Raw genomic sequence first — 24,869 nt, forward strand, 5'->3', positions numbered from 1 at the left:
CCACGCCACTGACAACCGCGCGGGCCAGGTGCCGCGATCCGGACAATCCGAGCGGTCCCCCGAAGGTGGGCACCGGTTCTCGAGCGGGCCCGATGGCCTGGGGCGGAGTCGGGAGAAAGGATTCTCGAACCGGTCGACGGATCCCCGGAGTTGAGCGGCCGACGAGATGGCTTGAACTGCCCGGACGGTGACGACGGAAGGGTCGGATTCGGAGTGGCGGACCGCGGTCGGGCGTGACCGGCGGCTACCGTCAGCACCTTCGACGCCGGTCGCCCGTCGCCGTTTGCCGGTCGCTCGTGAGGTCGGAGCTCACGCATGTCGAGCCCCGGTCCGGAGGACCGATACGTTCGACGCCCCGGCCGGGGCCCGTGGCACCGCGCTGTCGTGAGCCGCGGCCCGCGGGAAGGTGACGAAGGAGCGCAGCATGGCCATTCCCGGCCCGCACGTTCACGACGCGGTCACCGCCTGTCTGCGTCGCCATCCGGACGAACGAGAGCTGCTGCAGCGGCTCCTCGACCGCCTCGCGGCCGGCCGTGACGTCACCGACCGCACCGACTCCGACGGCCACGTGACCACCTCGGGTGTAGTCGTCCACGACGACGCCGTCCTGTTCGTGCGCCGAAGCCCGGACGACCGCCGCGGTGGTACCTGGGAGCTCCCCGGCGGCCACCGCGTGCCGGGCGATTCCGTCCTGGACTGCCTCATCCGGGGGCGAGGAGGACACCGGCCTGGCCGTCGCGTCGGTCGATCAGTACCTGGGGCACTTCGACCACACCGACGAACGCGACCGCGTCAGCCGCCGGTTCGTGTTCGCGCTGACTCCCGACAAGCCGGCCCTATCACCCCGACCGGGTACGACCGCCACCAAGCGCAGAGCGCACGGCGTAAGCACCTTGGAAGCCGCGAGTCCGTCATCGGCTCCTCAGGCGGGGCGATCATCCAGTCTGACCGCCCACAACGTCTCGTCGTGGCTGCCGGAGGCATCAAGGCCGAACTCCGCCTCGCCGACCGCCTCGGCGCCCGAGTCGTCGTAAAGGAGCACTCGCAAAGGCGGGTTGAGGAGGAGCTTCTGGCGGCGGATGTCGGCAAGGCTCCTGTTCCGGCAGAGCAGGACACGACCGAGCTCGTCCCGCTGGGCGAAGTCGGCCCAGACGCGGGGCGGAGAGACATCGGCAACGTACGAGAGGATCGCCCCGCCCTCACCGTCCCTGTGGAGCCGCCCGCAGTTGCCACAGATGTACAGCGGCGAGAACGACGCCTCTATGGCGTGTTGTCGCTCCGGGGTGCCGAGATCGGCGGGAGCGGGCCAGGCGATCCGGTCGAACAACTCGTCAGGGACGATCCGGAACTGCTGACCCGGGTTGTGAGAACCGCTGAAGCTGTTGCCGCATCCACACTTGAAGCCACCCATGTCCGCCCTCCCTTCCAAGCGTTTCTACCAGGCGCTCGTGCGACGGGAGCAGCGGGGTCGATGAGGCGTGACCGCCGGGCAGGCGCGTGTCTCCCTCGCCCAGTGCCGGACGTCAACGCGTCAACGTCGCTTCGTGGCCGGCCTCATGAATGTCCGCTTTTCGCGACCTCGTAGTAGTCAGCCGGCGCGAGGTCCAGTTGGAATACCATGCCGTACCGCTTGCGGACGGCGGCAACCGATGTGGAGCGGGGCTCCATCACGCATCTGGTCACCGGCGGATCGGGGTGCGCGCAGGGGGCAGGCTCGGCGATCGTGACGTGAGAGCGCCCGTCATGTCTTACGGGGTCCCAGTACAGGGTCTGGCCCGGGCCGCCGGTCAGCAGTGTCGGCTCGTCGGCATCGGCGCCGATCGGGTTCGGTCCTTTCCCCCGGTAGTAGGCGATGAGGTGATCACGGTAATAGTCATGACCGAAGGCCACGTGGGAGTCGGTCATGTCTCCTTTGTCGAGGATGCTGTCCAGCGTGTCTCCCATTCGCTTCGGATCCGCACCGAAGTAGGCCGTCATCCTCAATGAACACTTGATCTTGTACGGGTCGTAGCCGTCCGGGTCGAATAACTGCGTCGCCTGGCCGCCGTGGCAGTCGTCACGGAGCGAGATCAGGCCGAGTTCAAGTCTGGTCTGTTCTGCGTAAGCGCTGACGTCAAATCGGAGGCGTTCCTCCGCGTCCTGCCGCGCTGTCACGGCCTGGGGGCTGTCGGCGAGTCTGCGGACTTCTTCGGGGCTGACGGCCTCGTCCTTGGACGAACAGCCGGAGACCGTTACCACCAGGATCCCCAAGAGGCTTCCCAGCAAGGCCTTGCTTCGCCGGCGACTGTGCAACATGGGGCTCCTCTTCCGCGGGATGTCTCCCGCCAGGCTGCAGAAGGCGCCATGCAAACGCATGAGTATCCGTACTCAACAGGGCTGTGTTCTGGACCCGCTGGCACGCGTACCGCCCGCTGCGATCATGCGGTGGCAGCCTTCGGGACGGCACGGTTCCTCGGCCAAGCCGCATCGCCCGATCCTGGACGAGCTCGGCTCGCAAGGGGATCTGGACTGGTCGCGGCGCGCGATCGACCCCTCGGCCAGGCTCGGCCGACACCGCTGGACCGTCGAACGGACGGTGAGCCGGCTCGGCGGCGTCCGCAGACAGGCCGTGCTCGGCCGCCTTCGACTTGGCGATCTTCTTGATCTCCCGGACCCGCACCCGTTCAGCCACGTGATCATCCTGGCGGCCCGTGCCGGGGCGGGCGGTGAGGCGCGATGCCCGGCTCCTACGATTTCAGTCATGGCACGCTTTGAGGATGTGCAGGCCGGTTTCTGGAAGCCCGGCAGCAGCTACGGAGTGCACCGGCCGTTGACCGATGAGGCGGTGCGCGACGCCGAGCGATTGCTCGGTGTCTCGCTTCCGACTTCGCTTCTTGGCCTGCTGCGCGCTCAGAACGGGGGCGAGTCCGCAGCCGACCGGGACGCCTGCCCAACGGACCAGCCGACTTCCTGGAGTGCCGATCACATCCCGTTCGACCACTTGATGGGCATCGGCGACCACGAACACACGGTCTCTCTGCTGGACAGTCCGTACCTGATCGAGGAATGGGGTCTTCCCGCGCCTGTCGTGCTCCTCTCCGGCGGCGGGCACTACTGGATCGCGCTCGACTACCGGGCATCCGGCCGACACGGGGAACCATCGGTGACGTGGTTCGACGCCGACCGCGATGAAGAGCTGGCCCTCGCCCCGGACTTCCGGTCCTTCGTCGAGAGCCTTACCTCCGCCAGCGACTTCGACAGCGAAGCCGTACCCGACTGACGTCTGGCCGAGAAGAACATCCCGTCGGCGCACAACACCAGCTCAGACGTCACACCAGGGCGAACATTGCCTGACGTGGCACTGGCGTCGCCTCTCATGATCGCGGTGGTCGTCACCATCCGGCTGGCGTTCGTCGGCGCGCTGAAGAAGGAACAGGCCCGTCTGTTGGGGTGACGGCAGGAGAGCTGGCCACGGTCGGTGCGGCGGCGAGCCCGCGTCGGGCGTCGTCGCGCGTGAACTCGTCGATCAGGAAGCCGGATTGGCGGACCTGTCGGCTGTGACCAGGCCACGGGCCGGGAGTTCACCCGTCATTCGCTCCTGGGCGGTCATGACCTCGTCGCCGCCTCCAAGGCCCACGCGTCCAGGGCGTCGACCGGATCGAGCAACGTCCGTCCCGGAGAGGTGAGTTCGTACTCGACACGTGACGGTCTTTCGGCATGGGCATTCCGAACCACCGGTCCGTCGAACTCCAGCCGCCGCAGCGTCTCGGGTTATCCCCACCCCCGGTCCGCCAGCAGTCACCATGGTCCGCGGTGACCGCGATCCGTAGCGTCGAGGTGTCGCTACGAAGAGATCGTGAGAGGACGGAACATTGAGGCTGCGCGGGAACAAGCGGCGAACGACGGACGACCGGGCGGAAGTTCGGGGCACGTCCGGTCTCGCCGTCGAACTGCGCGGTGTCCGGCGGCAGTACGGCCGCGGCAGCGACGCCGTACACGCCCTCGCCGGAGTCGACCTCGCCCTGCCCCGTGGCACCTTCACCGCCGTGATGGGCCCGTCCGGCTCCGGCAAATCCACGTTCCTGCAGTGCGCCGCCGGGCTCGACCGGCCGTCGGCCGGCTCCGTACGCCTGGGCGGCACGGAGATCACCGGTATGCGCGAGAACCAGCTGACCGAGCTGCGCCGCAGCCGCCTCGGCTTCGTCTTCCAGGCGTTCAACCTGCTGCCATCCCTGACCGTCGAGCAGAACGTGCTGCTCCCCATGCGCCTGGCCGGACAACGCCGGGACCGCCGCCGCGCCGCCGAAGTCCTGGCGCAGGTCGGGCTCGCCGACAAGGCCGGGCGCCGGCCCGGCGAGCTCTCCGGCGGTCAGCAGCAGCGCGTCGCCATCGCCCGCGCGCTGGTCGCCGACCCGGACGTGATCTTCGCGGACGAGCCCACCGGCGCACTCGACACCAACACCGCCACCGAGGTCCTCGGCCTGCTCCGGCACGCGGTGGACGTCCTGGACGCCACGGTTGTCATGGTCACCCACGACCCGGCCGCGGCAGCCTGGGCCGACCGCGTGCTGTTCCTCGCGGACGGCGTCTTCGTCGGCGGTCTCGACGGTGGTTCGGCCGAGCGGATCGCGGCGCGGATGGCCGCCCTCAGCTCTCGTACGGGCGTGATGGCGGGGGCCGCGGCATGAGGAGCCTCGCCCCCAACGGCCTGGCCCGCGCGGCCGTGCGCTTCAGACCCGCCTCGTTCGCGGGCACGTTCGTCGCGCTGATGATGGCGGCGCTGATCGTGTCCGCCTGCGGAATCCTCCTGGAGACGGGCGTCCGCGCCTCGGTGCCGGCAGAGCGGTATGCGAAGGCGCCGGTCGTCGTCGCGGCCGACCAGTACGCCCACCTCGTCACCGGCAGCGGCGACGGCCGCTCGGACTCCCCGGAACTCCTGCCGGACACGGCACGCGTGGATGCCGCGCTGGCGGACAGGACGGCGCGCACGCCCGGCGTGAAGGCGGCGGTACCCGACTTCACGTTCCCCGTGCACCAGGGCGAGGACGCGCTCACCGGGCACGGCGGGAGATCACACACCTTCACGGGTGCCCCGCTCACCGGGCACGGCTGGGACTCACACACCTTCACCGGCACCCGGCTCACCTCCGGGGCCGCGCCCCGTACCGGCGAGGTCGTGCTCGACGCCGCGGCCGCGAGAGCCGCGAAGGCCGGCGTCGGCGACACCGTCGTACTCGAAACCGCCGCCGGGCGTGCCGAGTTCCGTGTCTCCGGACTGGCGAGGGCCGGATCGGGTGACGCCGGACCGGGTGACGTGGCCCGAGGCGCCACGGGCTGGTTCGCCGACGCCCAAGCCTCCGCGCTCGCCGGGCACATGGGCAAGGCCGACGCCATCGCCGTCATGGCGAACGACGGCACGGACGTGAACGGCCTTGCCGCCGCCGTGAAGAAGGCGCTCGCCGGCTCCGGTGTCAAGGTGTACACCGGCGAGGACCGCGGAGCCGTCGAGGAACACCGGCTCGGGTACGCCAAGGAGACGCTCACCGGCCTCGGCGGTTCCTTCGGCGGGATCGCCGCCGTGGTCGCCGTCTTCACGGCGGCCGGCACGGTCGCCCTGTCCGTCGCCCAGCGCACCCGGGAATTCGCCCTGCTGCGCGCCGTCGGGGCCACCCCGCGGCAGATCCGGCGCGCGGTCGCCGCCGAGGCCCTGCTCGTCGCGCCCGTCGCGGGCCTGGCCGGCTGCCTGCCCGGAGCCGGGCTCGCGCACTGGTGGTTCGGACAGTTGAAGGACCGCGGAGCCGTCCCGGCGGCCGTCCATCTGCACGTGTCGTTCATCCCGCTCCTCGTCGCCGTCGCGGTCGGACTGCTGACCGCGCTCGCCGCCGGCCGGGCGGCCGGCCGCAGGCCCGCGAAGATCAAGCCGGGCCAGGCGCTCACCGAGGCGTCGGTGGAGCGGCTGCGGCCGGGGGTGATCCGTACCGGGCTGGGCGTCGGCGCTCTCGTCGGCGGGGCGTTCCTCACCGGCCTCGCCGCCCGGTCGGCCGGGGACGACGCCGCCAATGCCGCTCTCGGCGTCGTCATGCTGTTCATGCTCGCCGTCGCGCTGCTGGGCCCTCTGGTGGCGTGGCTGTCTGCCGCGCTGTTCGGGCTGGCCCTGCGCGAGGGCGGCGCCGCGGCCTCGCTCGCGGCCGCCCATTCCCGTACGAACGCCCGTCGGCTGGCGTCCGCGATCACCCCGATCGTGCTGGCCATGGCGTTCGCCTCGACGCTCGTCTTCATGCACACGAGCGAGAGCCACGTCGCCGCGCAACAGTTGCGCGCCGGTGTCATCGCGGACCATGTGGTCACGGATCCGGCCGGACTGCCCGCCGACACGGTCGACCGGGCCGCCGGGCTGCCCGGTGTCGACGCGGCGGTGGGGCTGCTCGACACGCAGGTCCTCGTGCCCGTCGGCTCCGGCGGCGACCGATGGCTTCAGGGCTCGGCGACCCAGGGCATCTCCGGCTCCGGCGCGCAGCTCGCGAAGGTGCAGGATCTCGACGTACGCAGTGGCGCCCTGGACCGGATAGGCAGGGGCCGGATCGCCATCGACAGGACGCTCGCCACGTCGGCGAAGGTCGAGGTCGGCGACAGACTGCCGCTCTACCTCCCGGACGGCACCAAGGCCGACCCCGAAGTCGTCGCCGTGTACGGCCGCGGTCTCGGCCTCGCGGCGGTGACCATGGACCGCGCGTCCCTGGCCGCCCACGTCACGTCGGGCTTCGACAGCACGCTGCTGGTACGGGGCGGAGAGACGAGGGCTCTAGCTGCCCTGGGCAAGGTCACCGGCGCTTCCGGCTACGCCGTCGGCCGGGACTCGGACCGGGAGCTGAACGCCTGGGCCAACTACACGATGGCCGGTGTCCTCGGCGGTTTCGCGGCCGTCACCGCGGTCAACACGCTCGTGATGACCGTGCTCGATCGACGCCGCGAACTCGGGATGCTCCGTCTCGTCGGTTCGACCCGGCTCCAGGTGCTGCGGATGCTTCGCTGGGAGGGTCTGCTGGTGGCGGTGTCCGGCGTGGTCCTGGGCACGGCCATCGCCGCGGCCACGCTGATCCCGATGATGCGCGGCCTGACGGGGGAGTTCCCGTATGTGCCCCCGCTGGTGTACGGGGCGTTCGCCGCGGTCGCGGTGGGCCTCTGCCTGCTCGCCGTCAGCCTTCCGGCACGCGCGGCACTGCGGGATCGGCACGCTTGAGACGGCGGCACGGACGCGTCTCCGTGGCCGACGATCCGCCGGATGTTCCGGTGACCCGGTTCGTCGGACAGCCGATCCGCTCGGTCCGGGAGATCGACTACGACGACGGCCGTGCCGCTTTCACCGTCGGCCTCGCGCTCCGGTTCCCCGCCGGGAGCATCCGCCTGCTCGGACTCGACGACGACCTGCTCATCGCCCAGCCGCGATGACGCGGTCACCGCGATGACGCGGTCACCGCGATGTACTCCGTGCCTGACGACGCCTGGTATCTGGAGTTGGATCTCGTCCGCGGACAGCGGACGCTCGTCACCGTGGTCGTGCCCGACGAGGACCCGTCGCGCGAGCCGACGGTGCGCGTCGAGCCCCAAGGGCACGACCACGACATCCCGTACGAGGTCATGTGCTGGTTCATGGACCAGGTGGACGACGAGACCCGCAGGTCCCGTGCCTGGATGCGGCTGCGGGGGTGGGTGCCGCGCGGCTGCTGACACCCCGATCGAGGGCACCCGGTGACCTTGGCCGGGGCGTGCTCAGCCGACGGCAGGGAGCTCACGGGCGAAGCGGCGGACCGCATCGGTGAAGGCCTCGGGGTCGTCGAAGTTCGCGAGGTGCCGTGCCCGCGGGATCAATTCGACGCGGGCGTTCGGATGCGCGTGGGCGAAGTCCGCCTCCCCGGCCCGGAAGACGGTGTCCTTCTCGCCGTTCAGGATGAGGACCGGAGCCTTCACATGACGCATCGCACCGGCGTCGAAGCGTCCGAGTACCTCGTCCCAGGCCGTCGGCAGGGTGTGGAACGCGTAACCGGAGCGGATGGTCGCCTCCACCACTTCCTGTGGGTAGAGCCGCCGCAGCAACCGGTCGTTCCACCGGGCCAGGCGATCCGCGGGCATACGGGGGACCAACTGGGTGACCCACCGATAAGGCGCTGCCCGGAGACCGAGGGTGGAGGCGCTGGCTCCCGCGAGGACGAGCCCGCGCAGGTGTTCCGGACAGCGCCGCGCGAACTCCAGCGAGGCGTACCCGCCGAGCGAGTGCCCGACGACCAGAGCAGGTCCGCGGCCGAGCGAGTCCACCGCCGAAGCGATGATCTCCGTCGCGGCGCTCAGACTCCAGGGCTGAGTCGAGCGCTCCCCGTGGCCGGGCAGGTCGACGGCGACCACCGGGAACTCGTCCCGGAGCGCGGCGAGCTGCACGCTCCACTGCCCCGCGCTGAAGCGCGTCCCGTGAACGAAGACCACGGGCACCGCATCCGCTGCCGTCACACGTCCCCCAGGTGACACCGTCCTGAGTCCGACTCTACCGACGGGACCCTTCTCGCGATCGAGGGAGATGCCGGAAGGCGCTCGAAATGGACGACTGCGCGGCTCTCGGACGTCTGCGGAGCCGAACGATCACATCCGGTCTCTTGCCTGTCGCGGCACTAGTATCCAGGCATGTCACCTGAAAGCACCCGTCGCGGCCGGGCCTGGCAGAGCAGCCCCGCGGCCGGGGCCGGATCGATCTTCGATGCCGTCGTCGACCGCAGGAACAGCAATTCCATGAAGTGGGCGAGTGCCGACCAGTTCCTGACGGCCGACGAGGCCGCGGCGGACCCGCTGCCCATGTGGGTCGCCGACACCGACTTCAGGGCTCCTCAGGTGGTGATCGACGCGCTCCACCAGGCGGTGGAACACGGGGTGTTCGGGTATCCCGGCGGTGCGACCGACAGCTATCTCGACGCCGTGACCGGCTGGCAGGCGAGGCGCTTCGGCTGGGAGGTGCCCCGGGAGTGGGTGATGCAGACCTCCGGCATCATCACCACGCTCAAGACGGCCGTGCAGGCGTTCTCCGCACCGGGCGACTCGGTCCTGATCCAGCCCCCGGTCTACGTCCACTTCCACGAGGACGTCCTGCTGAACGGCCGTCACCTCGCGTTCGCGCCCCTGCGGCGGACCGGCGACGGCTACCGTTTCGACGCCCGTACGTTCGAGGCGGCCATCCGTCCCGACACCAAGCTGTTCATCCTCAGCCACCCCCACAACCCCACCGGGAACGTGTGGACGGAGGACGAGCTGCGGACCATGGGAGAGATCTGCGCCCGGCACGACGTCCTGGTCGTCTCCGACGAAGTCCACCAGGACCTCATCATCAACCCGGACCGCCGGCACATCCCTTTCGCCTCGCTCGGCGAGCAGTTCGCACGGAACAGCGTCACCTGCACCTCTCCCAGCAAGACGTTCAACCTTCCCGGCCTGCAGAGCGCCAATGTCCTCGTGCCGGAGCCCCGCCTGCGGGCCGAACTGGCCCGCCAGTACGACCGCAACGTGTTCCCGTTGGTCAACGTGCTGGGCATGGTCGCTGCCGAGGCGGCCTACACGCACGGTGAGCCCTGGCTGGAGGAACTGCTCACCTACCTGCGCGGCAATCACGCGCACTTCGCGCGGGCGGTCAATTCCGCCACGTCCAAGGTACGGGTCCTGCCGGCCGACTCCTTGTATCTGGCGTGGATGGACTGCCGGGGCCTGGGGATGGACGCCGAGTCGCTGGACACGTTCATGCTCACCAGGGCGCGGCTGTGGCTCGACAAGGGACAGAAGTTCGGGACCGAGGGCCACGGCTACATGCGGGTGAACCTGGGCTGTCCCCGCTCGACGGTCGACGAGGCCGTAGCGCGCCTGCTCACGGCCATCGAGGACCTCTGAGAAGCGCGGCCCGTCGGCTTCCTGCGGACGGACGCCTCGCGGCATCCGCGTTCAGCGCATCCACGTCGTCACCGGTCGGCCCGCCTCTGTGACAGGGCGGTCCGGCGGCGATCGGCACCAGAGCGCCGTCGTGGAACCCGGTGGGGCCGTCCGGGAAGAGGCCGGCGAGTCCGTGGCCGTCGACCGGTGGCTCCAGACCGAAGCGGGCGAAGCCGCCGAGCTGCGGCTCGCGGACGGCAAGTCGGTCGATGTCGGTGTCCTCGGCGACGGCGGCGACGGCGTGCAGACAGGCGGCTTCGACCGGTCCGTGTCGTTCCGTGGGATTCCTGGCAAACGCCGACGGACGAACCCACAGGCGCGTACCCAGCAGATGTCAGGACCCCGGTAGGTCGGTGGCTTACTCGCGGCAGTCCCCGCGCATGGAGCGCGCCAGCTCGGAGACGTGCCGTGCCTGGGCGCCGGAGAGGCGCCGCGCCTCCCACAGCAGAGCCGAAGCGTCCACCGCCTCCGGTGCCGGGGGCGGCGGCGCCTCGGTCAGGCGGACGCCCGTCAGCGTGGCCAGTTCTCGGGCGTCGATCCCCAGCAGGGCTGCGAAGTCCGTCACCAAACGGGGCGTCAACTCCTTGCGTCCGGAGCCGATCACACCGTACGTGGATGCCGACAGGTAGGTGGGCGTCACCATCGCCAGGACCTTCGCGATGCCCGTCCAGCCCAGATTGCGGTACTGGAGCATGCGGATGACCCGACCGCTCGAACTGGCAAGGGGTGCGAGCACCTTCGGGGCGAAGACGGTCGGCCGTTCCTCCTGCGGCAGTGAGCGGATGAGCCGCAGGAGTTCACGCCGTTCCGTGTCAGGGAGACGCACCGCATCCATCACCATGTACGGCGTCCACCGCGAGGCCTCGGCATCCGACGGTGCCAAGTCGTCCGGGACCTCCAGCCCGGCGAGGACGAAGAGGTCGACGGCGTGGAAACCCAGGGCAGGTGCGATCCGCCGGAGCAGCCTTTCGCCGGGGGCTCCTCCCACGAGCACCGATCGGATCTCGCTGTCCGTCAATCCGGCACGAACGGCCAACTCCCGCCCGCTGAGCCTTCTGTGGTCCAGCAACCGTGCCAGCGTCACAGCGAAACCGGGGTGCTCCGTCATGCCCGCAGCTTATTCAGCTGCGCAGGCCCGGCGCAGCTCTCGCCCAGGTCGGCCGACCCGGGCATGCGACCGGTGGGCTGCCTACCACTGCTGATACCAGTCGTCTCCGCCGGTACGCAGTGAACGGCCGAGGTAGTCCCGCAAGTTGTTGGCCACCCATCGGCGGCTGTCGTTCTCGTGTTCCCACACGAACACGTCCGGACGCTCAGGCTTCCGCACGAAGGCGAACTGGTCCCCGCCCCCGTTGTCCCCGAAGAACAGGAGGGCGTCGAAAGGCATGTAGAGGTGGACGAAGGATTCGGCAGTCCAGAAGAGGAGGTTCTGCTCGACGATCTGGTCGACGGGCCAGACGGTGTCGACATGAGAGTGGCCGGTCACACCGTTGCTCTCCAGAAGCAACTGCTTGAGTTCCAGCGGCAGATACTGCCCGAGCCGCTTCTCGGCTTCGGCGAGCGCCGATGCCTGAACAGGCTACCGGATTCCCGCCCCGGGAAAGACTTCCAGCACCGTTTGCCTCCACATGGCCGAAAGCTTAGTGGTCGGCGCTCGAAGTCCTTCGGGGCAGCGGGCACGGGCATCGGGCAAGGGAAGCGGCATGTGGAAGCGGGCATGTGGAAGCGCGCCGGTAGCAGGCCGAGTCCGTCTCCACGTCCCGTGACGTCGTGACGACATCCCCCGGGGCGCCGAAGAAAATCGCTGGGCTGCCCGACTCGCTTCAGGCACGATCGACTCGTGGACACCTACCTTGAGACCGAGCGCCTGGCCCTGCGCCGCTTCACCGCCGATGACGCGGACCTGCTGATCGAGCTGGACAGCGACCCGGCGGTGATGCGCTACCTGACCGGCGGCAGTCCGACCGCGCCGGAAGTCGTCCGCGAGCGCTACCTGCCGAACATCCTCGCCGGCTACGAGAAGTGGGGCGGCGACCTCGGACTGTTCGCCGCGCACGAGAAGGACGGCGGCGCGTTCATAGGCTGGTTCATCCTGCGTCCCGAGCCGGACGGCCCGCTGGACGAAGTCGAACTCGGCTACCGGCTGCGGCAGGTGGCTTGGGGCAAGGGGTATGCCACCGAGGGCTCGCGGGCCTTGCTGGGCAAGGCGTTCACGGAGCTCGGTGTGCGCATGGTCTGGGCCGAGACGATGTCCGTGAACCGGGGGTCGCGCAACATCATGGAGAAGCTCGCCATGACGCACACGGACACCATCTCCACTCCTCCCGACATGGAGATGATCGAGGGCTCCGAGCATGGAGGCGTGCGGTACGAGATCACCAAGGAGCAGTGGGAGCAGAAGTAGCCCTGGACGGGGCCGTCCCCTGCGTCGACTGCCCGGCCGCGTGGGGCACCGTCACGGAATCCGGGGCGATGGACTTCGATTAGGGTTGCGCAATGTTCGAAGGAAGTTTGGTAAGGCTGCGTGCGCTGCGTTCCGAGGACGCGGAGCATCATCTTCGGTGGCGCAACGACCCGGAAGTGGTGCGCTGGGCAGCGGCCGGCGACCCGTGTTTCGGACCGGTCTCGGCAGAAGCGCTCGGGCTCGGCTTCGACACCATGCTGCGCCTGATCCCGAGAGAGTCGGCCGTGTTCACGGTCGAGGATCTCGCAGGCGGAAGGGTGATAGGCATGGCCGACTATCGGGACCTGGACCCGTACGCCGGAGTGGCCACGCTCGGAGTCACCATCGGCGAGCGGGAGTTCTGGGGTCGCGGCCATGGCAGTGACGCGTTGCGGCTGCTCGTGGGCCACCTGTTCGGCGCGTACTTCCTGAGCAGGCTGGAACTGGACACCTGGAGCGGCAACGAGCGCGCCATGCGCGCCTTCGCCAGGCTCGGCTTCCGAGAGGAAGGTCGCCGCCGGTCGGCGGTGCTGGTGGAGGGGAAGCGCTACGACCGCGTGCTCTTCGGGATGCTTCGTGAGGAGTGGACGCCCCCCGCGTGACTCCGTTGCCCATCGCGGCGCGGGGGTTACGGCATCGGCGGCTTCGATCGCGTCGGCCGCAACGGGCGTCAGGTGCGGTCGGGGGGTGTGGGGTTGGTATGGAGGATCTGGCGGGCCTGTTCGGCGGCGCGCGTGATGCTTTCGCTGATGTGGTCGAGGAAACGGGCGACGTTCTCGAGGCGGATGGCGGCGGGAGTGTCGTGGCCGAGGACGGCGGCGCCTTCACGGGCGGTCTTGACCACTTCGTCGTTGGCGCGGGCGCTGGCGATGGTGGCCTGGTAGAAGAGATCGTCGTCGATGACGTAGCGGTCGCGGCGGCCCTCGTCGCGTTCGCGGCGGACGAGGCTCTGGCTCTCCAGGAAGGTGATGGCTTTGGAGATGGAGGCGGGGCTGACCTGAAGGCGCTGGGTGAGCTGGGACGCGGTGAGGCTGCCTGCGTCGGAGGTGAACAGGCTGGTCAGGACACGCGCGGGGATCCTGGACACGCCGGATCTCATGAGGACGGTGGTGAAGGTCTCCTCGTAGTCCGCTACGGCCCGGGCGTTGCGTCCGTGAGGCTGGGGGGCCGATTCCGGTTCCTGGGAAGGGGCGTTCCTGCTCCGGTGGGCGCGGCGTTCGGTGGCACGGTGAGCGAGGTCGGCGCGGTAGGAGGTGGGCCCGCCGTTGCGCATCACCTCACGAGTGATCGTCGAGGTGGGGCGGCCCAGGTTCCGGGCGATCTCGGCGTAGGGGAGGCTGTCGGCCAGTCCCAGCGCGATCTGCTGGCGTTCCTGCTGGGTGAGTCTGCCTCCCGGCATCGCGGTCTCCTCGGTGATTTCTCGTAGTGCTCCCTGATCCTTCTCACCGTAGTGTTCACCTCCTGCCCATTGCAATGACGTGAGTGCTCTACGTTGCGTCATGCCCCGGAGTGTCCTGGTGGCTTGCTGCCGTTGGCCTGTATGGATGTTGTCCCCGGGTGACAGGTTCGTTGTCCGGCGGTGGAAAGCAACGTAGCGTTTTCGGTGCCGGAAACGACTCGTGGGGTGGATGCGGTGAGCGGGGCGGGTGCTGTCCCGCTCGGTGCAGGGTGTTCCGAGTCGCCGCGAGCGGGAGTCGCCCCGGTTCCGCTGTAGCGTTCACCCTCATTCATTGCAATGTCTGCGATGAAGGTCGTTGCGTTAGGCGCAAGGTCATTGCAACAATTTTGCGTACTTCACCTGTGGAAACGGCGAGTTCTCGCAATTAATACGTTGTCGAACTTATGAATGCAACGTAGCGTTTCTGGTGTTGGAAACGTCGGCCGAAGGTCTCGCGTGCCGGGAGCGTGCGTTTCGGGAAGCGGGCGGACCGGGCGAGCGGCCAAAAGGGGTGGGGACGATGGAAACAGTGCAGGGCCGGCGGCGGGCCACCGCTCCGGGCGCCTTCACCGCGTTCGCGCGTTTCGTGCTCTGCGGCGGGGGAGTGGGGCTCGCCTCCAGCTTCGCGGTGGCGGCCCTCGCCTCCTGGATGTACTGGGGTCTTGCCAACGCACTGGTCACGGCGGCATCCACCCTTCTGGCGACCGAACTCCACGCCCGTTTCACGTTCGGCGCGGGCGGGCGCGCGACCTGGCGCCAGCATGTGCAGTCGTCCGGGTCCGCCGCGGCCGCGTACGCGGTGACCTGCGGGGCAATGCTGGTGCTGCACCAGATGGTGGCGGCGCCCGGCACGGCGCTCGAGCAGGCCGTCTACCTGTCCGCCTCCGCGCTCGCCGGTGCCGCACGGTTCGCGGTGCTGCGCCTGGTCGTCTTCGCGCGCGGTCACGCGAGCGCCGCGCGGGACACGGCCACCGCCGGCCGCGGCCGCGCACGGCGCGCGGCCGGCATCCGCACCGCGCGCCCCGTGCCTGCGGCCGCGGTCCACGGCACGGAACCGGCCGGCCGGGCGGCACTCTGCCGTGCCGCCTGACAGGAACGCGCGAACTCTCCTGGTGGTGTGACCCTTTGGGGCCGTGCCCGGTGGTACCCGCGCATACCGGCTCCGGCATCCCCCGGTGGTGCGATCCACGGGTGGAAGGCCGGAGTCTCCCGGTTCCCGACCGGCCGGGCTCGGCCGGTCGAGCCGTCACATCCGCGGGTCCGGCTTGAGCAGGGCGAATGCCGCGCCGAACGGGTCCGCGAGCCAGGCGATCCGGCCGACCTCCGGGACGTCCGCCGGTGGCATCAGGACCGTCCCGCCGTTCGCCGTGGCCGCCGCGGCCGTGGCGTCGGCGTCCTCCGCGTGGAAGTAGGGCACCCAGCGGGGCTGCTCGCCCTGGCCGTCGCCCATCGGGGCGACCCCGCCGAAGGAGGCGTCCTGCTGGTCACCGTCCTTGGTGCTCAGCACCCGGTACGTCATCCCCGGCGCCTGCATGTCCTGGCTGCGCCAGCCGAACAGGCCCTGGTAGAAGGCGATGGCGGCGAGGGGGTCGGGGACGTGCAGCTCTGCCCAGAGCAGCGTGTTCGGGGCGGAGGCGATCTCCAGCCCGACGGTCTTGCCGGGCTGCCAGAGCGCGAACTCGGCGCCCTGCGGATCGGTGGCCTGCGCCAGATGGCCCTCACCCATGACGTCCATGGGCTCCATCCGGATGGTGCCGCCGCCCGCCGTGACGGCCGAGACGGTGGCCTGGATGTCGTCGGCCTTGAAGTGGATCATCCAGGCGGACTTCGCGCCCTCCTGGGTGAGCGGCCCGAGCGCGGCGACGGTCTTCCCGTCGATCTGGAAGAACCCGTACCCACCGGCTTCCGGTCCGGCGGAGGCGAACTGCCAGCCGAAGACGGCGCCGTAGAACGCGGCGGCGGCCTCGGTGTCGGGGCTGCCGAGGTCGAGCCAGTTGGGCGATCCGGTGCTGAAGTCGGTACCGGGCATGAGGAGTCCTCCAGGGCGTCGGTCGATCGGGCGGGGGCAACGATGCCGACCCGGCCCGCGGCGGGCCACCTGTGACCGCTGGCGGGTCACGTGCTTCACCCGTATGGAGCAGCGCGCGTGCCACTTCGGGTCGGAAGCGCGACCGCTGGGCTCCGCTTCGCTCCTGCCGCACCTGTGCCGTGCTGTCGCTGTGCCGTGCCGCGGAGTGCTGCCTCTGTGCCGTGCAGCGGAGTGCCGCCGTCCGACCGCAGTGGTCCCGTTCGGCATAGCGTTCACCTTCATCCATTGCAATGAATCTCATGTGGGGCGTTGCGTTAAGCGTAAGGCTGTTGCAACAAAAGATGGGCACTCACCTGCGAATAAAGGAACTTGACGCACTAACGGTGTTGCCTGATCCGTGAATGCAACGTAGCGTTTCTGTCATCGGAAAGCAGCGGGCCGGTCAAGGCGCGCGATATCGGAGAAGGAGAGCACCATGCAGAAGTTCGACACCCCCGCCCCCGTTTCGGCCGTCGTCGACATCCCCGCGGGACGCATCCGGTTCATCGCCGCCGACCGTGCCGACACCACCGTCGAGGTCCTGCCCGCGGACGCCTCCAAGGGCCGCGACGTGAAGGCGGCGGAGCAGACCGAGGTCTCCTGCGCCGACGGTGTCCTGCGCGTCGAGATCCCGGGGGCGGGGAACCGGCTGCTCGGTTCGTCCGGGTCTGTCGAGGTGACCGTGCAGCTGCCGGCCGGCTCCCGCGTCGAGGCGAAGGCGGCCGCCGCCGAGCTGCGCGGCGTGGGGCGGCTCGGCGACGTCGCCTTCGAGGGCGGCCACCGCACCGTCAAGCTCGACGAGGCCGACAGCGTCCGCCTGGCCGGCCTCGACGCCGACATCACCGTCGGCCGCCTCAACGGCGCCGCCGAGATCAGCACGCAGAAGGGCGACCTGAACATCACCCGGGCCGCACAGGGCACCCTCACGCTCAGCACCCTGGCGGGCGACATCACCGTCGGCCAGGCCGCACAGGGAACCCTCACGCTCACCACCCGGAAGGGCGACATCACCGTCGGCGCGGCCCCGGGCGTCTCCGCGACCCTGGACGCCGGCACCACCCTCGGCCGGATCAGCAACACCCTCAAGAACACCGGCGACACCCCCGCCCTGACCATCCACGCCACCACCGCCCACGGCGACATCACCGCCAGCAGCCTGTGACCCGCGGTTTCCGACAGGCCCGGACAAAGGAGAGCACCCCATGACCGCCCCGGCCATCGCCGCACACGGGCTGCGCAAGTCCTACGGCGACAAGACCGTCCTCGACGGCATCGACCTGACCGTCCCCGAAGCAACCATCTTCTGCCTGCTCGGCCCGAACGGCGCCGGCAAGACCACCGCCGTCAAGATCCTCTCCACGCTCGCCTCCCCGGACGCCGGATCCGGACCGGTCCACGTCGGTGGCCACGACCTGGCCACCCAGGCGCAGGCCGCACGCGCCGTGATCGGGGTCACCGGCCAGTTCTCCGCCGTCGACGGCCTGATCACAGGCCGGGAGAACATGCTCCTCATGGCCGATCTGCATCACCTCTCCAAGGCCGAGGGTCGACGTGTCACCTCCGAACTCCTGGAGCGCTTCGACCTCTCCGAGGCCGCCGACAAGCCCGCCTCCACCTACTCCGGCGGCATGAAGCGCCGCCTGGACATCGCCATGACCCTGGTCGGCAGCCCGCGCGTCATCTTCCTCGACGAGCCGACCACGGGCCTGGACCCGCGTTCCCGCCACACGATGTGGCAGATCATCCGTGAACTCGTCGCCGGCGGTACCACGGTCTTCCTCACCACCCAGTACCTGGAGGAGGCCGACGAACTCGCCGACCGCATCGCCGTCCTCCACGGCGGCAGAATCGCCGCCGAAGGCACCGCGGAGGAACTCAAACGGCTCGTCCCCGGCGGACACGTCCGCCTGCGCTTCACCGACCCCGCCGCCTACCAGGCCGCGGCCGCCTCGCTGGCCGATGCGTCCCACGACGCCGAAGCCCTCGCCCTGCACCTGCCCAGCGACGGCAGCCAACGCGACCTGCGCGCCGTCCTCGACCGCCTGGACGCGGCCGGCATCGAGGCCGACGAACTGACCGTGCACACCCCCGACCTCGACGACGTCTTCTTCGCCCTGACCGGCAGCGCCGTACCGAACCAGCCGGGCACGTCGAACCAACCGATCAAGCCGAGCCTGCCCGAGGAGGCTGTCCGATGAGCTCGTTCTCCCTCGCCGTACGCGACTCGTCCACGATGCTGCGCCGCAACCTGCTGCACGCCCGCCGCTATCCCTCGCTCACCTTGAACCTGCTGCTCACCCCGGTGATGCTCCTGCTGCTGTTCGTCTACATCTTCGGCGACACCATGAGCGGCGGCGCGGGCCGCTCCGCCTACATCGCCTACATCGTCCCCGGCATCCTGCTGATGACCGTCGGCTCCACCGTCGTCGGCACCGCCGTGTCCGTCGCCACCGACATGAACGAGGGCATCATCGCCCGCTTCCGTACGATGGCGATCCACCGCGGCTCGATCCTGTTCGGACACGTCGTCGGCAGTGTGCTGCAGTCGCTCATGAGCGTCGTCCTGGTCGGCGCCGTCGGTGTCGCCATGGGTTTCCGCTCCACCGATGCCACCGTCGTGGAATGGCTGGCGGCGTTCGGGCTGCTCGCCCTGTTCGCCCTGGCCGTCACCTGGATCGCGGTCGGCATGGGCATGGGCAGTCCCAACGCCGAGGCGGCCAGCAACAACGCCATGCCCCTGATCCTGTTGCCCCTGATCTCCAGCGCCTTCGTCCCGTTGCACTCCATGCCCGGCTGGTTCCAGCCGATCGCCCGGTACCAGCCCTTCACCCCCGTCATCGAGACCCTGCGCGGACTCCTGCTGGGCACCGGGATCGGCAGCAACGGGTGGATCGCCCTGGCCTGGTGCCTGGGCCTGAGCGTTCTGGGATACCGCTGGTCCAGGGCCCAGTTCGACCGCGAGCCCCAGTAGCCCGCACACCGGACGAACAGACGGCACGACCATGCGGTACGACAACGCACCCGGCTCTCGACCTTGTCCCGCCCCCGGCGGCGTACCCGGCACCCCGCCGGAGTGCGCCGCCCAGGCGTTTCCCCACCACCTGCCGGTCCTGCCCGGCGCGGACAGCGGCGTACGGCTGCCTGCCTGTGAAGAGCAGGGCGCGCCGTTCCATGACACCTGTCATACGAAAGCCCGTACACCGGGCACTGGGGCGCGGCGGTGCCCCGGACATACCTTCTTCCCATGAAGAAGACAGGCGGTACTCAGCAGCAGAAGACCGACGTCAAGGTGAGCCTGATCGGTGGTCACCGGCTCGAGGGCGAGACCCTGCACGAGCGCACGGTCACCGCCTCGCTCGTCGGAGGAGCCGATGTCGACCTCACCGGCGTCGAGATCCCCGACGGCGCCGAACTGCGCATCACCAAGCTGAGTCTGATCGGCGGCGTCAGCCTCAAGGTCCGTCCCGACGTCGTCGTGAAGGTGCACGGCATCCGCCTGGGCGGGGTCAAGGACGACGGCCCGGACCGACCGGGCGGGCCGACGGTCCGTATCGACGCCTGGGGTCTGCTCGGCGGAGTGACCGTCACCCGAGGGTGAGGCCGTCCGGCCCGGTGCCGACGGCACGGCCGCACACGACGGCCGGCCGGCCCGGAGGTACGCACAGACGACGTTCTACGTGCGCGGCGAAGCTCTAGATGCTCAACGACGCGGCAAGAAGGACGGCGGTCTTCTCGCCCGCTCGCTGTTTGATCAGGCCTTCTTTGGCAGCGGCACGAAGCCCGACCTTCGCGCCGCCGTCGCCGTCATGTGTCACCACCGCGGTGACCACGACGGGATTCAAGCCGCCGACCCCACCCCCGGTGACGACACGGATCGTCAACTGGTCCATGCCAGGCTCGACATGTACGGGCCCCACCGCTCGTCCGGCTCGGCCGAGCACGTCGGCGACGTGCCTGACGGCATCCTCGAACGGCAAGGGGACGACGAGGCCGATCTCATGGACGTTCTTCCTCATCAGATTCGCCACGAGCCGGGTCAGGCGGCCGCTGCCGCCACTCGCGGCCCCCAGAGCCGCGAGCTCCGCGGCCAGGATCTCGTCCTCACTCCGGTCCATGCACCCCCGCCTTCCTGCTCCAGGTTCCTCCACGGTTACCCTTCCCGTCCGTTCGAAAGTCTCCGGAGGAGTTCCCGTGCACATCACCGTTCTCCTGCTGCGGAGCGCCCTGGGCCTCGGCGGCGCCCTGGTGATTCTCGGGGAACTGACCCGCCAGGCTTCGGGACCGGGCTGGAGAAGGCCCCGGGTCCTCTGTGCGGTGGCGGCCGTGATCCTCGCCGGGCTGCTCGCCGCGTAGGGACACCTGGCCCGACAACCCGTCCCGCGTCGGGATCAGCAGCCGCTGCCCGTGGGGGTGAAGTCCATGCGGGCGTGCTTGTCCGTTCCGACGGCCGTGTTGTAGGTCGTCGCACTGACCCGGTACCAGACGTCGTCCTTCTCGGGGTCGCCATTGACGTCGTCCAGGCTGACGCACCATCGTTGCGGCCGGACGACGCGCCTGTAGGTCTCGGTTCCGGTGCGGACCTGCTTGCAGCTTCTGGAGTGTTCGGTGGAGTACCAGGTGCGGGTATGCCGCTTGGTGCCCGATCCGGTGGTGGTCGTGTGCTTGACCCGATGCGTGGCCGTGGTGCACTTCTTCGTCATGTGCGGCCGCGTGGCCCGGGTGGTCGTCGCGGCGCGGTGCCGGACCTCGTTCCGCAGGCCGAAGACGCTCGCATCATCCGTGGTGGCCGTGTCCGTGCCGGGTTCCCCGGCAGCGCTCCCGCTGTCCTGACCGGCGCCCACCGAGTGGTTCGAGACCTTGTCGTGGGCATCGTCCTTATTGCCGCACGCGCCGAGCCCGGCTATCGCGACGGCCGTCAAGGCGGCCGCCACAAGTCGTTTGAACATGTCTTCCTTCGCGATCGACGGCCCGCAGCGTAACGGATCACCGGTCGGGACCGAACAGCGGGGATCGACGCCCGCCTCGGTGGACGGTGCGAGCGGGTCGTTCCGGTCGGCGGCGGCAGCCTGCGCCTGGACGGCGTCGCGTCCTACCCGGCGGAAGCCGTCACGCTCCAGGAAGTGGACGGTGGGCTCGGGCGTGACCGACCAAAGGGTCGTTCGCCCGCGAGACGTCCCGACCGGGCCCGCCCACGCGTCGGCGAGACGGCGGGTGAACTCCGGATCCTTCTGGGGGAGCGGCGTTCTGCTCGTGTGCCGAACGGCCGGCCCGGGGCGGTCTCCGGTGAGCCGGGCTCAGATCCAGCCCGGAGCCGGAGGGAGGGGCCACCTGGGCGGGGTCGGGAGCGGACCGTCCGAATGGAGCCCCGTGTCCCTGCCGCGTCCGGCGAGCCAGGCGAGGACGGAGCGGCCCGTGCCGGTGACGGTCGGGGTGGCGTCGGCCGGGGCCAGGGTCCAGGTACGGCCGAGGTCGGTGGCATGGATGCGGGCGACCGGGAAGCCGCGTGCGGTGAGTGCGGCGACGGTGTCGTCGAGCGCCCAGGTGACGTAGCCGCAAGGCCAGTCGGCCGCGGTGTAACCCAGGTTCAGGTCGACGTGGTGCGTCTCGAGTTCACGCCGGCAGCGCTGGAGGGTGAACCAGGCGGGGTGCCGCCATCCCGCGAGTGCCGTGACCATGATGAACCAGCGTTCGGCAGGCATGGTCCGCGCCTCGTCGAGCAGCCGGTCGAGGCTGTCGCGCAGGTCGGCGACGAGCTCACCGGCGGAGCGCTCGGCACCCTCGCGCAGCGCACGGTCCAGGGCGACGGCGTCCGCCCGTGGCCCGGGTTCCGCGCCGGTGCGGGCCAGAGTCAGCAGCCACCGGTAGACATCGGCGCTGCGGGCGAGATGGGTGATGACGTGACCGCGGCTCCACCCGGGCAGGCCCGACGGCTCGCGGGCCTGGAGACGGGTCGGCGAGCCGAGGCGGGCGTCGAGGCGTGCGACGGAGCCTCGGATCTCGTCGAGGAGAAGATCGATGTCCGCGAGAGCGATGTCGGTGGTCCCGGTCACGGCCGTACCTTACGGGCGGTGGGCGACGCCGGTCACCCGTGGCCGCGCTGTCCTCGGTGAAGGCCCGATGCCAGGTGTCGTGGGAGCCGAGGAACGGGGCGCGGGTGTGGCGCCCGCAAGGCACGGGTCTGTCGTGGGTCCGGTGCGAGGCGCCGCATTGCGCTGTTGCGGAACGGCCCGCGGAGCGTGGCCCGCGTGGGCCTCAGCGGCTTCGACTCCGCTGTGGGCTTCGTCTTCCGCCGTCCGGCCCGGGGGTTGTCCACCACAACCCGCTCCTTCCCCGCACCGACTGTCGTTCCGACAGCTGATCTCGGGTACGACAGGTTGCTCTCACTTGCCTCAACCGTCCCGCGCGTGCCCGGAATTGTGGCTTCCGTCATGGCGGATGTGATCTTGTCCTGATGAGATCGGCGGATGCTCGGTTTCCTCATCCGTCGCCTGCCGTTCTGGGTCCGTGAGCCCCTGCTCATCGTGATCGGATCCGTTCTCGGCGTACGCATCATGTATCTCGCCGTCCGCGATCACGATCGGATCGCGGCCGGTCTCGGCGTGGTGTTTCTCGTGTTCACCGCCATACGGGTCTACGCGGTGATCCAGGCCCTGCGTGCACGCCGGAACCCGAGTCCGGCGGCCTCCGCGGACGGGGCGTCAGCCGATGCCGCTGCCCAGTCTCAAGCTCACCCCCAGCCTCAAGTCCAGCCCCAGGCCCAGGCCCAGATCCACTCTCAGGCCTCGGCCGGGAGTGCGCCGCGCCCCGGGCAGGGCACTCCGAAAAAGGATCACAACGCGTTGGGTCAGGCCGTCGCGGCCTTGGCCGTGTTCGGGGCGCTCGGGGCCTCGGTATGGGTGATCCCCCACGTCATGCCGTCCAGCGACAACGTCGCGAAGCCCGCCTCGTGTTCGGACGACGAGACGCACGACAAGCTTCCGAAGGCATACGAGCGCACGCCCCGGCCCGTGACCGGTGAGCAGCTGTGCAAGGCACTCGACAGGCCGGACCTGGCCAAGCTTCTCGGCACGCCCGGAGAAACCGCGACGAATGTTTCCAGCGGCAACAACACCGCCGCTCTGACCGATGGGAAGGTCGCCGAACCGGAGGCCGAGGTCGAGTTCGACACGTACACCGTGAACGTCTCGGCGACTTACAACGACATGTCGACCGACCAGTACGCGAAGCTGATGAAGTATGGCGATGAAAGGGACGTCAAGACGCTGAAGGTTCTCGGTCGCCGTGCGGTTCTCTCCTCGGATCACACCATGATGCTGGAGATCAATCTCGGGAGCAGTGGATCCGGTGGCCCGGTCCAGCAGGGCCCCCTCGCCAGGACGCTGTCCGTGGCGCTGGACCGTCATGACCGGGGTGGCTACTGCGAGATCAGTGTGTGGAGCAAGTCCGGAGCGCTCCCGAGCGACAGTGTTCTCGTCGACATCGCTCAGAAGGTCCTTCCGGAGATCCCCGAACGATCTGCTCGGTGAGGCGCCGGCACCCTTGCGGTGAAGGGCTTGGTGCCGTCGTGCCGTAGACGGCGGCACCAAACCGCGACCGTCCAGGATCGCGGCCCCCGAAGACGCCGCGGGGGAGCGACGGACCCCCGCCGTCGTACGTCATCAGGAACGGGGTCGGCGGACACTCCGCGGACTCCGTTCCTGATGCACCGTCAGTCCATAGGTGTGACGTCGGCCGTTGCCGGAGACGATTCACCCGCCTCTTGGTTGCCGAAAGCCGGATACCCCGGCAGCGGGGCCACGTCCCAGTCTCCGGCGACCTCGTGCAACAGCAGTCGCATCGTCTCGGCGAGCGCCGGGAATTCCTCCAGTCCGCTCGCCATCTCCCAGCGATGCACCAGCACTTGGCGCCTCGTCGGGACCGGACGTCGCGTTCGGTGGAGGGGGCCGTCCTCCACCGTGCGAGGCAGCAGCCGCACCGTCGCGTCCACGGTCCAGACCGCTACGGCCTGCCGCATGCCGGCCTGCCACACCTCGTCGTCGGCCAGCGCCGGGTACACACCGACGACCTCCCCGCGATACGCCTGCTCGATCTCCGCGGCCGTCTCGGCCGGCAGTCTGAAGACGCACCAGCAACTGGAGAACGGCATCCGGCAGTACGCGGCCGTCAGGAACACGGACTGGTAGCAGGCCACCTCGAAGTCGATCAGACGCAGCCCCTCCGGGGTGAGCAGGTTGTTGTCGGGGCAGGTGTCGCCCGGCGTGAAGGCGGGATACTCCTCCGCGCCCGCGGTACCGATCCGGGCCAACTCCTCGGCAAGGCCCGGCGGAGCTGTGATTCCGGCGCTGTCGAGCAGCCCGATCAGCTTGGCGGCGTTCTTCGCGATCCACGGCTCGTCCTCCCAGGACGGCATGCCCTTGTCGTACCGGGTCCACAGCCGGGTGAGATCGGCGCGCCGGTGCACCGATTCGGCGGCCAGCCTCCCGAGCCCGCGGGCCCAGGCCAGCAGCCCGTCCTCCGCAACGGCCGGATCCTTCCCGAGCAGAACGTCCGCCAGGGTAGGTGCGTTCCCGAGGTCCGTCATCACCAGCAAGGGGAACTCGGGGTCCACACCCAGGACCTCGGGACCGGCGATCCCGAGAGACAGTCCGGCGGCCTCGGCCGTGAAGCAGCGCAGCGAATCAGGCTCGTTGCCGAACGCCTTGACGATCACACTGACACCGTCCGCCGTCTCGCAACGCAACACGGTGCTGCGCGAGCTGCCGCCCAGATCGACCGGGCCGGAGAGTTCGGCGTCCAACAGTTCACCGGCGGCGCGCAAGATCGACTCCATCGCGGCATTCTGCCACCGACGCCCTGGACGCCGCAGACCGGTGTCGGACCGCCGGCCAGGGATTGCCCGAACGCGTCGGCGAACTCCTCGCACACCTGCCCGAGGCCCCAACTTCCTTGCCGCATCGGCGAGATGCGACTCGGGGTCGGCC

General features: G+C 69.7%; 26 protein-coding genes and 3 pseudogenes. 17 read left to right on the forward strand and 12 right to left on the reverse strand.

The window, feature by feature from the left end:
- Window positions 1–424 precede the first annotated feature (424 nt).
- Window positions 425–697 (forward strand): annotated as a pseudogene (locus ACH4S8_RS34335) (NUDIX domain-containing protein); the annotation flags it as partial.
- Between the two features lie 225 nt (window positions 698–922).
- On the opposite strand, the gene ACH4S8_RS34340 reads toward ACH4S8_RS34335, so the two are convergent.
- Window positions 923–1,411: a hypothetical protein gene (locus tag ACH4S8_RS34340; protein WP_398401573.1), complete on the reverse strand. Its 489-nt coding sequence runs from the start codon at window positions 1,409–1,411 to the stop codon at window positions 923–925.
- Between the two features lie 143 nt (window positions 1,412–1,554).
- Window positions 1,555–2,295 carry a hypothetical protein gene (locus tag ACH4S8_RS34345; RefSeq protein WP_398401179.1) on the reverse strand — a complete coding sequence of 247 codons (741 nt, stop codon included), beginning with the start codon at window positions 2,293–2,295 and terminating at the stop codon, window positions 1,555–1,557.
- Window positions 2,296–2,353: 58 nt separating this feature from the next.
- On the opposite strand from ACH4S8_RS34345, the gene ACH4S8_RS34350 reads away from it, so the two are divergent.
- The gene (locus ACH4S8_RS34350) at window positions 2,354–3,259 is read left to right on the forward strand and encodes an SMI1/KNR4 family protein (RefSeq protein ID WP_398401181.1); all 906 of its coding nucleotides are present in this window, start codon (window positions 2,354–2,356) and stop codon (window positions 3,257–3,259) included.
- Between the two features lie 326 nt (window positions 3,260–3,585).
- Here the strand turns inward: ACH4S8_RS34350 and ACH4S8_RS34355 are convergent, their stop codons facing one another.
- Window positions 3,586–3,714: a winged helix-turn-helix transcriptional regulator gene (locus tag ACH4S8_RS34355; RefSeq protein ID WP_398401183.1), complete on the reverse strand. Its 129-nt coding sequence runs from the start codon at window positions 3,712–3,714 to the stop codon at window positions 3,586–3,588.
- A 137-nt stretch (window positions 3,715–3,851) separates the two neighbouring features.
- Between ACH4S8_RS34355 and ACH4S8_RS34360 the strand changes: the two genes are divergently transcribed.
- From ACH4S8_RS34360 to ACH4S8_RS34375, 4 genes and pseudogenes are all read left to right on the forward strand, one after another.
- Window positions 3,852–4,667 (forward strand): ABC transporter ATP-binding protein, encoded by an 816-nt coding sequence (locus ACH4S8_RS34360; RefSeq protein WP_398401185.1) that lies wholly within the window; start codon window positions 3,852–3,854, stop codon window positions 4,665–4,667.
- Window positions 4,664–7,219 carry an ABC transporter permease gene (locus ACH4S8_RS34365; protein WP_398401187.1) on the forward strand — a complete coding sequence of 852 codons (2,556 nt, stop codon included), beginning with the start codon at window positions 4,664–4,666 and terminating at the stop codon, window positions 7,217–7,219. Before ACH4S8_RS34360 ends, ACH4S8_RS34365 begins: the two co-directional genes overlap by 4 nt.
- Before the next feature lie 23 nt (window positions 7,220–7,242).
- Window positions 7,243–7,428, forward strand: a complete 186-nt coding sequence (locus ACH4S8_RS34370) for a hypothetical protein (RefSeq protein WP_398401189.1) — start codon at window positions 7,243–7,245, stop codon at window positions 7,426–7,428.
- Between the two features lie 30 nt (window positions 7,429–7,458).
- Window positions 7,459–7,683 (forward strand): annotated as a pseudogene (locus ACH4S8_RS34375) (hypothetical protein); the annotation flags it as partial.
- Between the two features lie 66 nt (window positions 7,684–7,749).
- Here the strand turns inward: ACH4S8_RS34375 and ACH4S8_RS34380 are convergent.
- A complete protein-coding gene (locus tag ACH4S8_RS34380) occupies window positions 7,750–8,481 on the reverse strand; it encodes an alpha/beta fold hydrolase (protein WP_398401191.1) in 732 nt (243 codons plus the stop codon).
- A gap of 171 nt (window positions 8,482–8,652) precedes the next feature.
- Here ACH4S8_RS34380 and ACH4S8_RS34385 point away from each other — a divergent pair, with 171 nt between their 5' ends.
- Together ACH4S8_RS34385 and ACH4S8_RS34390 are read left to right on the forward strand one after the other, a co-directional pair.
- Entirely contained in the window at window positions 8,653–9,900 is a 1,248-nt protein-coding gene (locus tag ACH4S8_RS34385) for a MalY/PatB family protein (protein WP_398401193.1), read from the forward strand.
- A gap of 130 nt (window positions 9,901–10,030) precedes the next feature.
- A complete protein-coding gene (locus ACH4S8_RS34390) occupies window positions 10,031–10,288 on the forward strand; it encodes a hypothetical protein (protein ID WP_398401195.1) in 258 nt (85 codons plus the stop codon).
- Between the two features lie 9 nt (window positions 10,289–10,297).
- Here the strand turns inward: ACH4S8_RS34390 and ACH4S8_RS34395 are convergent, their stop codons facing one another.
- Together ACH4S8_RS34395 and ACH4S8_RS34400 are read right to left on the reverse strand one after the other, a co-directional pair.
- Window positions 10,298–11,047, reverse strand: coding sequence for a hypothetical protein (locus ACH4S8_RS34395; protein ID WP_398401197.1), 750 nt, complete (start codon window positions 11,045–11,047; stop codon window positions 10,298–10,300).
- An 81-nt stretch (window positions 11,048–11,128) separates the two neighbouring features.
- Window positions 11,129–11,506 (reverse strand): annotated as a pseudogene (locus ACH4S8_RS34400) (SMI1/KNR4 family protein); the annotation flags it as partial.
- 273 nt (window positions 11,507–11,779) lie between these two features.
- On the opposite strand from ACH4S8_RS34400, the gene ACH4S8_RS34405 reads away from it, so the two are divergent.
- Entirely contained in the window at window positions 11,780–12,343 is a 564-nt protein-coding gene (locus ACH4S8_RS34405; protein ID WP_398401199.1) for a GNAT family N-acetyltransferase, read from the forward strand.
- Window positions 12,344–12,435: 92 nt separating this feature from the next.
- The gene (locus ACH4S8_RS34410) at window positions 12,436–12,984 is read left to right on the forward strand and encodes a GNAT family N-acetyltransferase (protein WP_398401203.1); all 549 of its coding nucleotides are present in this window, start codon (window positions 12,436–12,438) and stop codon (window positions 12,982–12,984) included.
- 68 nt (window positions 12,985–13,052) lie between these two features.
- Here ACH4S8_RS34410 and ACH4S8_RS34415 read toward each other — a convergent pair whose 3' ends face one another.
- Window positions 13,053–13,781, reverse strand: coding sequence for a helix-turn-helix domain-containing protein (locus tag ACH4S8_RS34415; protein WP_398401205.1), 729 nt, complete (start codon window positions 13,779–13,781; stop codon window positions 13,053–13,055).
- Between the two features lie 559 nt (window positions 13,782–14,340).
- On the opposite strand from ACH4S8_RS34415, the gene ACH4S8_RS34420 reads away from it, so the two are divergent.
- Window positions 14,341–14,910 carry a hypothetical protein gene (locus ACH4S8_RS34420; RefSeq protein ID WP_398401207.1) on the forward strand — a complete coding sequence of 190 codons (570 nt, stop codon included), beginning with the start codon at window positions 14,341–14,343 and terminating at the stop codon, window positions 14,908–14,910.
- A 156-nt stretch (window positions 14,911–15,066) separates the two neighbouring features.
- Here the strand turns inward: ACH4S8_RS34420 and ACH4S8_RS34425 are convergent, their stop codons facing one another.
- Entirely contained in the window at window positions 15,067–15,849 is a 783-nt protein-coding gene (locus ACH4S8_RS34425) for a VOC family protein (protein ID WP_398401209.1), read from the reverse strand.
- Window positions 15,850–16,324: 475 nt separating this feature from the next.
- Between ACH4S8_RS34425 and ACH4S8_RS34430 the strand changes: the two genes are divergently transcribed.
- The 4 genes from ACH4S8_RS34430 (at window position 16,325) to ACH4S8_RS34445 (ending at window position 19,486) form a co-directional block, all read left to right on the forward strand.
- Window positions 16,325–17,050, forward strand: coding sequence for a DUF4097 family beta strand repeat-containing protein (locus ACH4S8_RS34430; protein ID WP_398401211.1), 726 nt, complete (start codon window positions 16,325–16,327; stop codon window positions 17,048–17,050).
- Between the two features lie 40 nt (window positions 17,051–17,090).
- Window positions 17,091–18,086, forward strand: a complete 996-nt coding sequence (locus tag ACH4S8_RS34435; protein ID WP_398401213.1) for an ATP-binding cassette domain-containing protein — start codon at window positions 17,091–17,093, stop codon at window positions 18,084–18,086.
- Window positions 18,083–18,859, forward strand: coding sequence for an ABC transporter permease (locus ACH4S8_RS34440; RefSeq protein WP_398401215.1), 777 nt, complete (start codon window positions 18,083–18,085; stop codon window positions 18,857–18,859). Before ACH4S8_RS34435 ends, ACH4S8_RS34440 begins: the two co-directional genes overlap by 4 nt.
- A 273-nt stretch (window positions 18,860–19,132) precedes the next feature.
- The gene (locus tag ACH4S8_RS34445) at window positions 19,133–19,486 is read left to right on the forward strand and encodes a hypothetical protein (protein ID WP_398401217.1); all 354 of its coding nucleotides are present in this window, start codon (window positions 19,133–19,135) and stop codon (window positions 19,484–19,486) included.
- A 94-nt stretch (window positions 19,487–19,580) separates the two neighbouring features.
- Here ACH4S8_RS34445 and ACH4S8_RS34450 read toward each other — a convergent pair whose 3' ends face one another.
- Window positions 19,581–20,003 carry a hypothetical protein gene (locus tag ACH4S8_RS34450; protein WP_398401219.1) on the reverse strand — a complete coding sequence of 141 codons (423 nt, stop codon included), beginning with the start codon at window positions 20,001–20,003 and terminating at the stop codon, window positions 19,581–19,583.
- 76 nt (window positions 20,004–20,079) lie between these two features.
- On the opposite strand from ACH4S8_RS34450, the gene ACH4S8_RS34455 reads away from it, so the two are divergent.
- Window positions 20,080–20,241, forward strand: a complete 162-nt coding sequence (locus tag ACH4S8_RS34455) for a hypothetical protein (protein ID WP_398401221.1) — start codon at window positions 20,080–20,082, stop codon at window positions 20,239–20,241.
- Between the two features lie 35 nt (window positions 20,242–20,276).
- Here the strand turns inward: ACH4S8_RS34455 and ACH4S8_RS34460 are convergent, their stop codons facing one another.
- Window positions 20,277–20,834, reverse strand: coding sequence for a hypothetical protein (locus ACH4S8_RS34460; RefSeq protein WP_398401223.1), 558 nt, complete (start codon window positions 20,832–20,834; stop codon window positions 20,277–20,279).
- A 348-nt stretch (window positions 20,835–21,182) separates the two neighbouring features.
- On the reverse strand, window positions 21,183–21,938 hold the full coding sequence (locus tag ACH4S8_RS34465; protein ID WP_398401225.1) for a maleylpyruvate isomerase family mycothiol-dependent enzyme: 756 nt from the start codon (window positions 21,936–21,938) through the stop codon (window positions 21,183–21,185).
- A 414-nt stretch (window positions 21,939–22,352) separates the two neighbouring features.
- Here ACH4S8_RS34465 and ACH4S8_RS34470 point away from each other — a divergent pair, with 414 nt between their 5' ends.
- Window positions 22,353–23,414 (forward strand): DUF6215 domain-containing protein, encoded by a 1,062-nt coding sequence (locus ACH4S8_RS34470; protein ID WP_398401227.1) that lies wholly within the window; start codon window positions 22,353–22,355, stop codon window positions 23,412–23,414.
- A 182-nt stretch (window positions 23,415–23,596) separates the two neighbouring features.
- On the opposite strand, the gene ACH4S8_RS34475 is transcribed toward ACH4S8_RS34470, so the two are convergent.
- A complete protein-coding gene (locus ACH4S8_RS34475) occupies window positions 23,597–24,718 on the reverse strand; it encodes a hypothetical protein (protein WP_398401229.1) in 1,122 nt (373 codons plus the stop codon).
- Window positions 24,719–24,869: the final 151 nt, after the last annotated feature.

The sequence above is a fragment of the Streptomyces sp. NPDC021080 genome (genome assembly GCF_044333225.1).
Lineage (GTDB): Bacteria > Actinomycetota > Actinomycetes > Streptomycetales > Streptomycetaceae > Streptomyces.

What these genes read in the sequence shown, in the direction of transcription:
- ACH4S8_RS34395 (WP_398401197.1), bottom strand. Translation starts at nt 11,047, where the DNA reads ATGACGGAGCACCCCGGTTTCGCTGTGACGCTGGCACGGTTGCTGGAC.
- ACH4S8_RS34345 (WP_398401179.1), bottom strand. Translation starts at nt 2,295, where the DNA reads ATGTTGCACAGTCGCCGGCGAAGCAAGGCCTTGCTGGGAAGCCTCTTG.
- ACH4S8_RS34340 (WP_398401573.1), bottom strand. Translation starts at nt 1,411, where the DNA reads ATGGGTGGCTTCAAGTGTGGATGCGGCAACAGCTTCAGCGGTTCTCAC.
- ACH4S8_RS34415 (WP_398401205.1), bottom strand. Translation starts at nt 13,781, where the DNA reads ATGCCGGGAGGCAGACTCACCCAGCAGGAACGCCAGCAGATCGCGCTG.
- ACH4S8_RS34445 (WP_398401217.1), top strand. Translation starts at nt 19,133, where the DNA reads ATGAAGAAGACAGGCGGTACTCAGCAGCAGAAGACCGACGTCAAGGTG.
- ACH4S8_RS34420 (WP_398401207.1), top strand. Translation starts at nt 14,341, where the DNA reads ATGGAAACAGTGCAGGGCCGGCGGCGGGCCACCGCTCCGGGCGCCTTC.
- ACH4S8_RS34470 (WP_398401227.1), top strand. Translation starts at nt 22,353, where the DNA reads ATGCTCGGTTTCCTCATCCGTCGCCTGCCGTTCTGGGTCCGTGAGCCC.
- ACH4S8_RS34410 (WP_398401203.1), top strand. Translation starts at nt 12,436, where the DNA reads ATGTTCGAAGGAAGTTTGGTAAGGCTGCGTGCGCTGCGTTCCGAGGAC.
- ACH4S8_RS34475 (WP_398401229.1), bottom strand. Translation starts at nt 24,718, where the DNA reads ATGGAGTCGATCTTGCGCGCCGCCGGTGAACTGTTGGACGCCGAACTC.
- ACH4S8_RS34385 (WP_398401193.1), top strand. Translation starts at nt 8,653, where the DNA reads ATGTCACCTGAAAGCACCCGTCGCGGCCGGGCCTGGCAGAGCAGCCCC.
- ACH4S8_RS34425 (WP_398401209.1), bottom strand. Translation starts at nt 15,849, where the DNA reads ATGCCCGGTACCGACTTCAGCACCGGATCGCCCAACTGGCTCGACCTC.
- ACH4S8_RS34365 (WP_398401187.1), top strand. Translation starts at nt 4,664, where the DNA reads ATGAGGAGCCTCGCCCCCAACGGCCTGGCCCGCGCGGCCGTGCGCTTC.
- ACH4S8_RS34450 (WP_398401219.1), bottom strand. Translation starts at nt 20,003, where the DNA reads ATGGACCGGAGTGAGGACGAGATCCTGGCCGCGGAGCTCGCGGCTCTG.
- ACH4S8_RS34435 (WP_398401213.1), top strand. Translation starts at nt 17,091, where the DNA reads ATGACCGCCCCGGCCATCGCCGCACACGGGCTGCGCAAGTCCTACGGC.
- ACH4S8_RS34440 (WP_398401215.1), top strand. Translation starts at nt 18,083, where the DNA reads ATGAGCTCGTTCTCCCTCGCCGTACGCGACTCGTCCACGATGCTGCGC.
- ACH4S8_RS34430 (WP_398401211.1), top strand. Translation starts at nt 16,325, where the DNA reads ATGCAGAAGTTCGACACCCCCGCCCCCGTTTCGGCCGTCGTCGACATC.
- ACH4S8_RS34350 (WP_398401181.1), top strand. Translation starts at nt 2,354, where the DNA reads ATGAGTATCCGTACTCAACAGGGCTGTGTTCTGGACCCGCTGGCACGC.
- ACH4S8_RS34460 (WP_398401223.1), bottom strand. Translation starts at nt 20,834, where the DNA reads ATGTTCAAACGACTTGTGGCGGCCGCCTTGACGGCCGTCGCGATAGCC.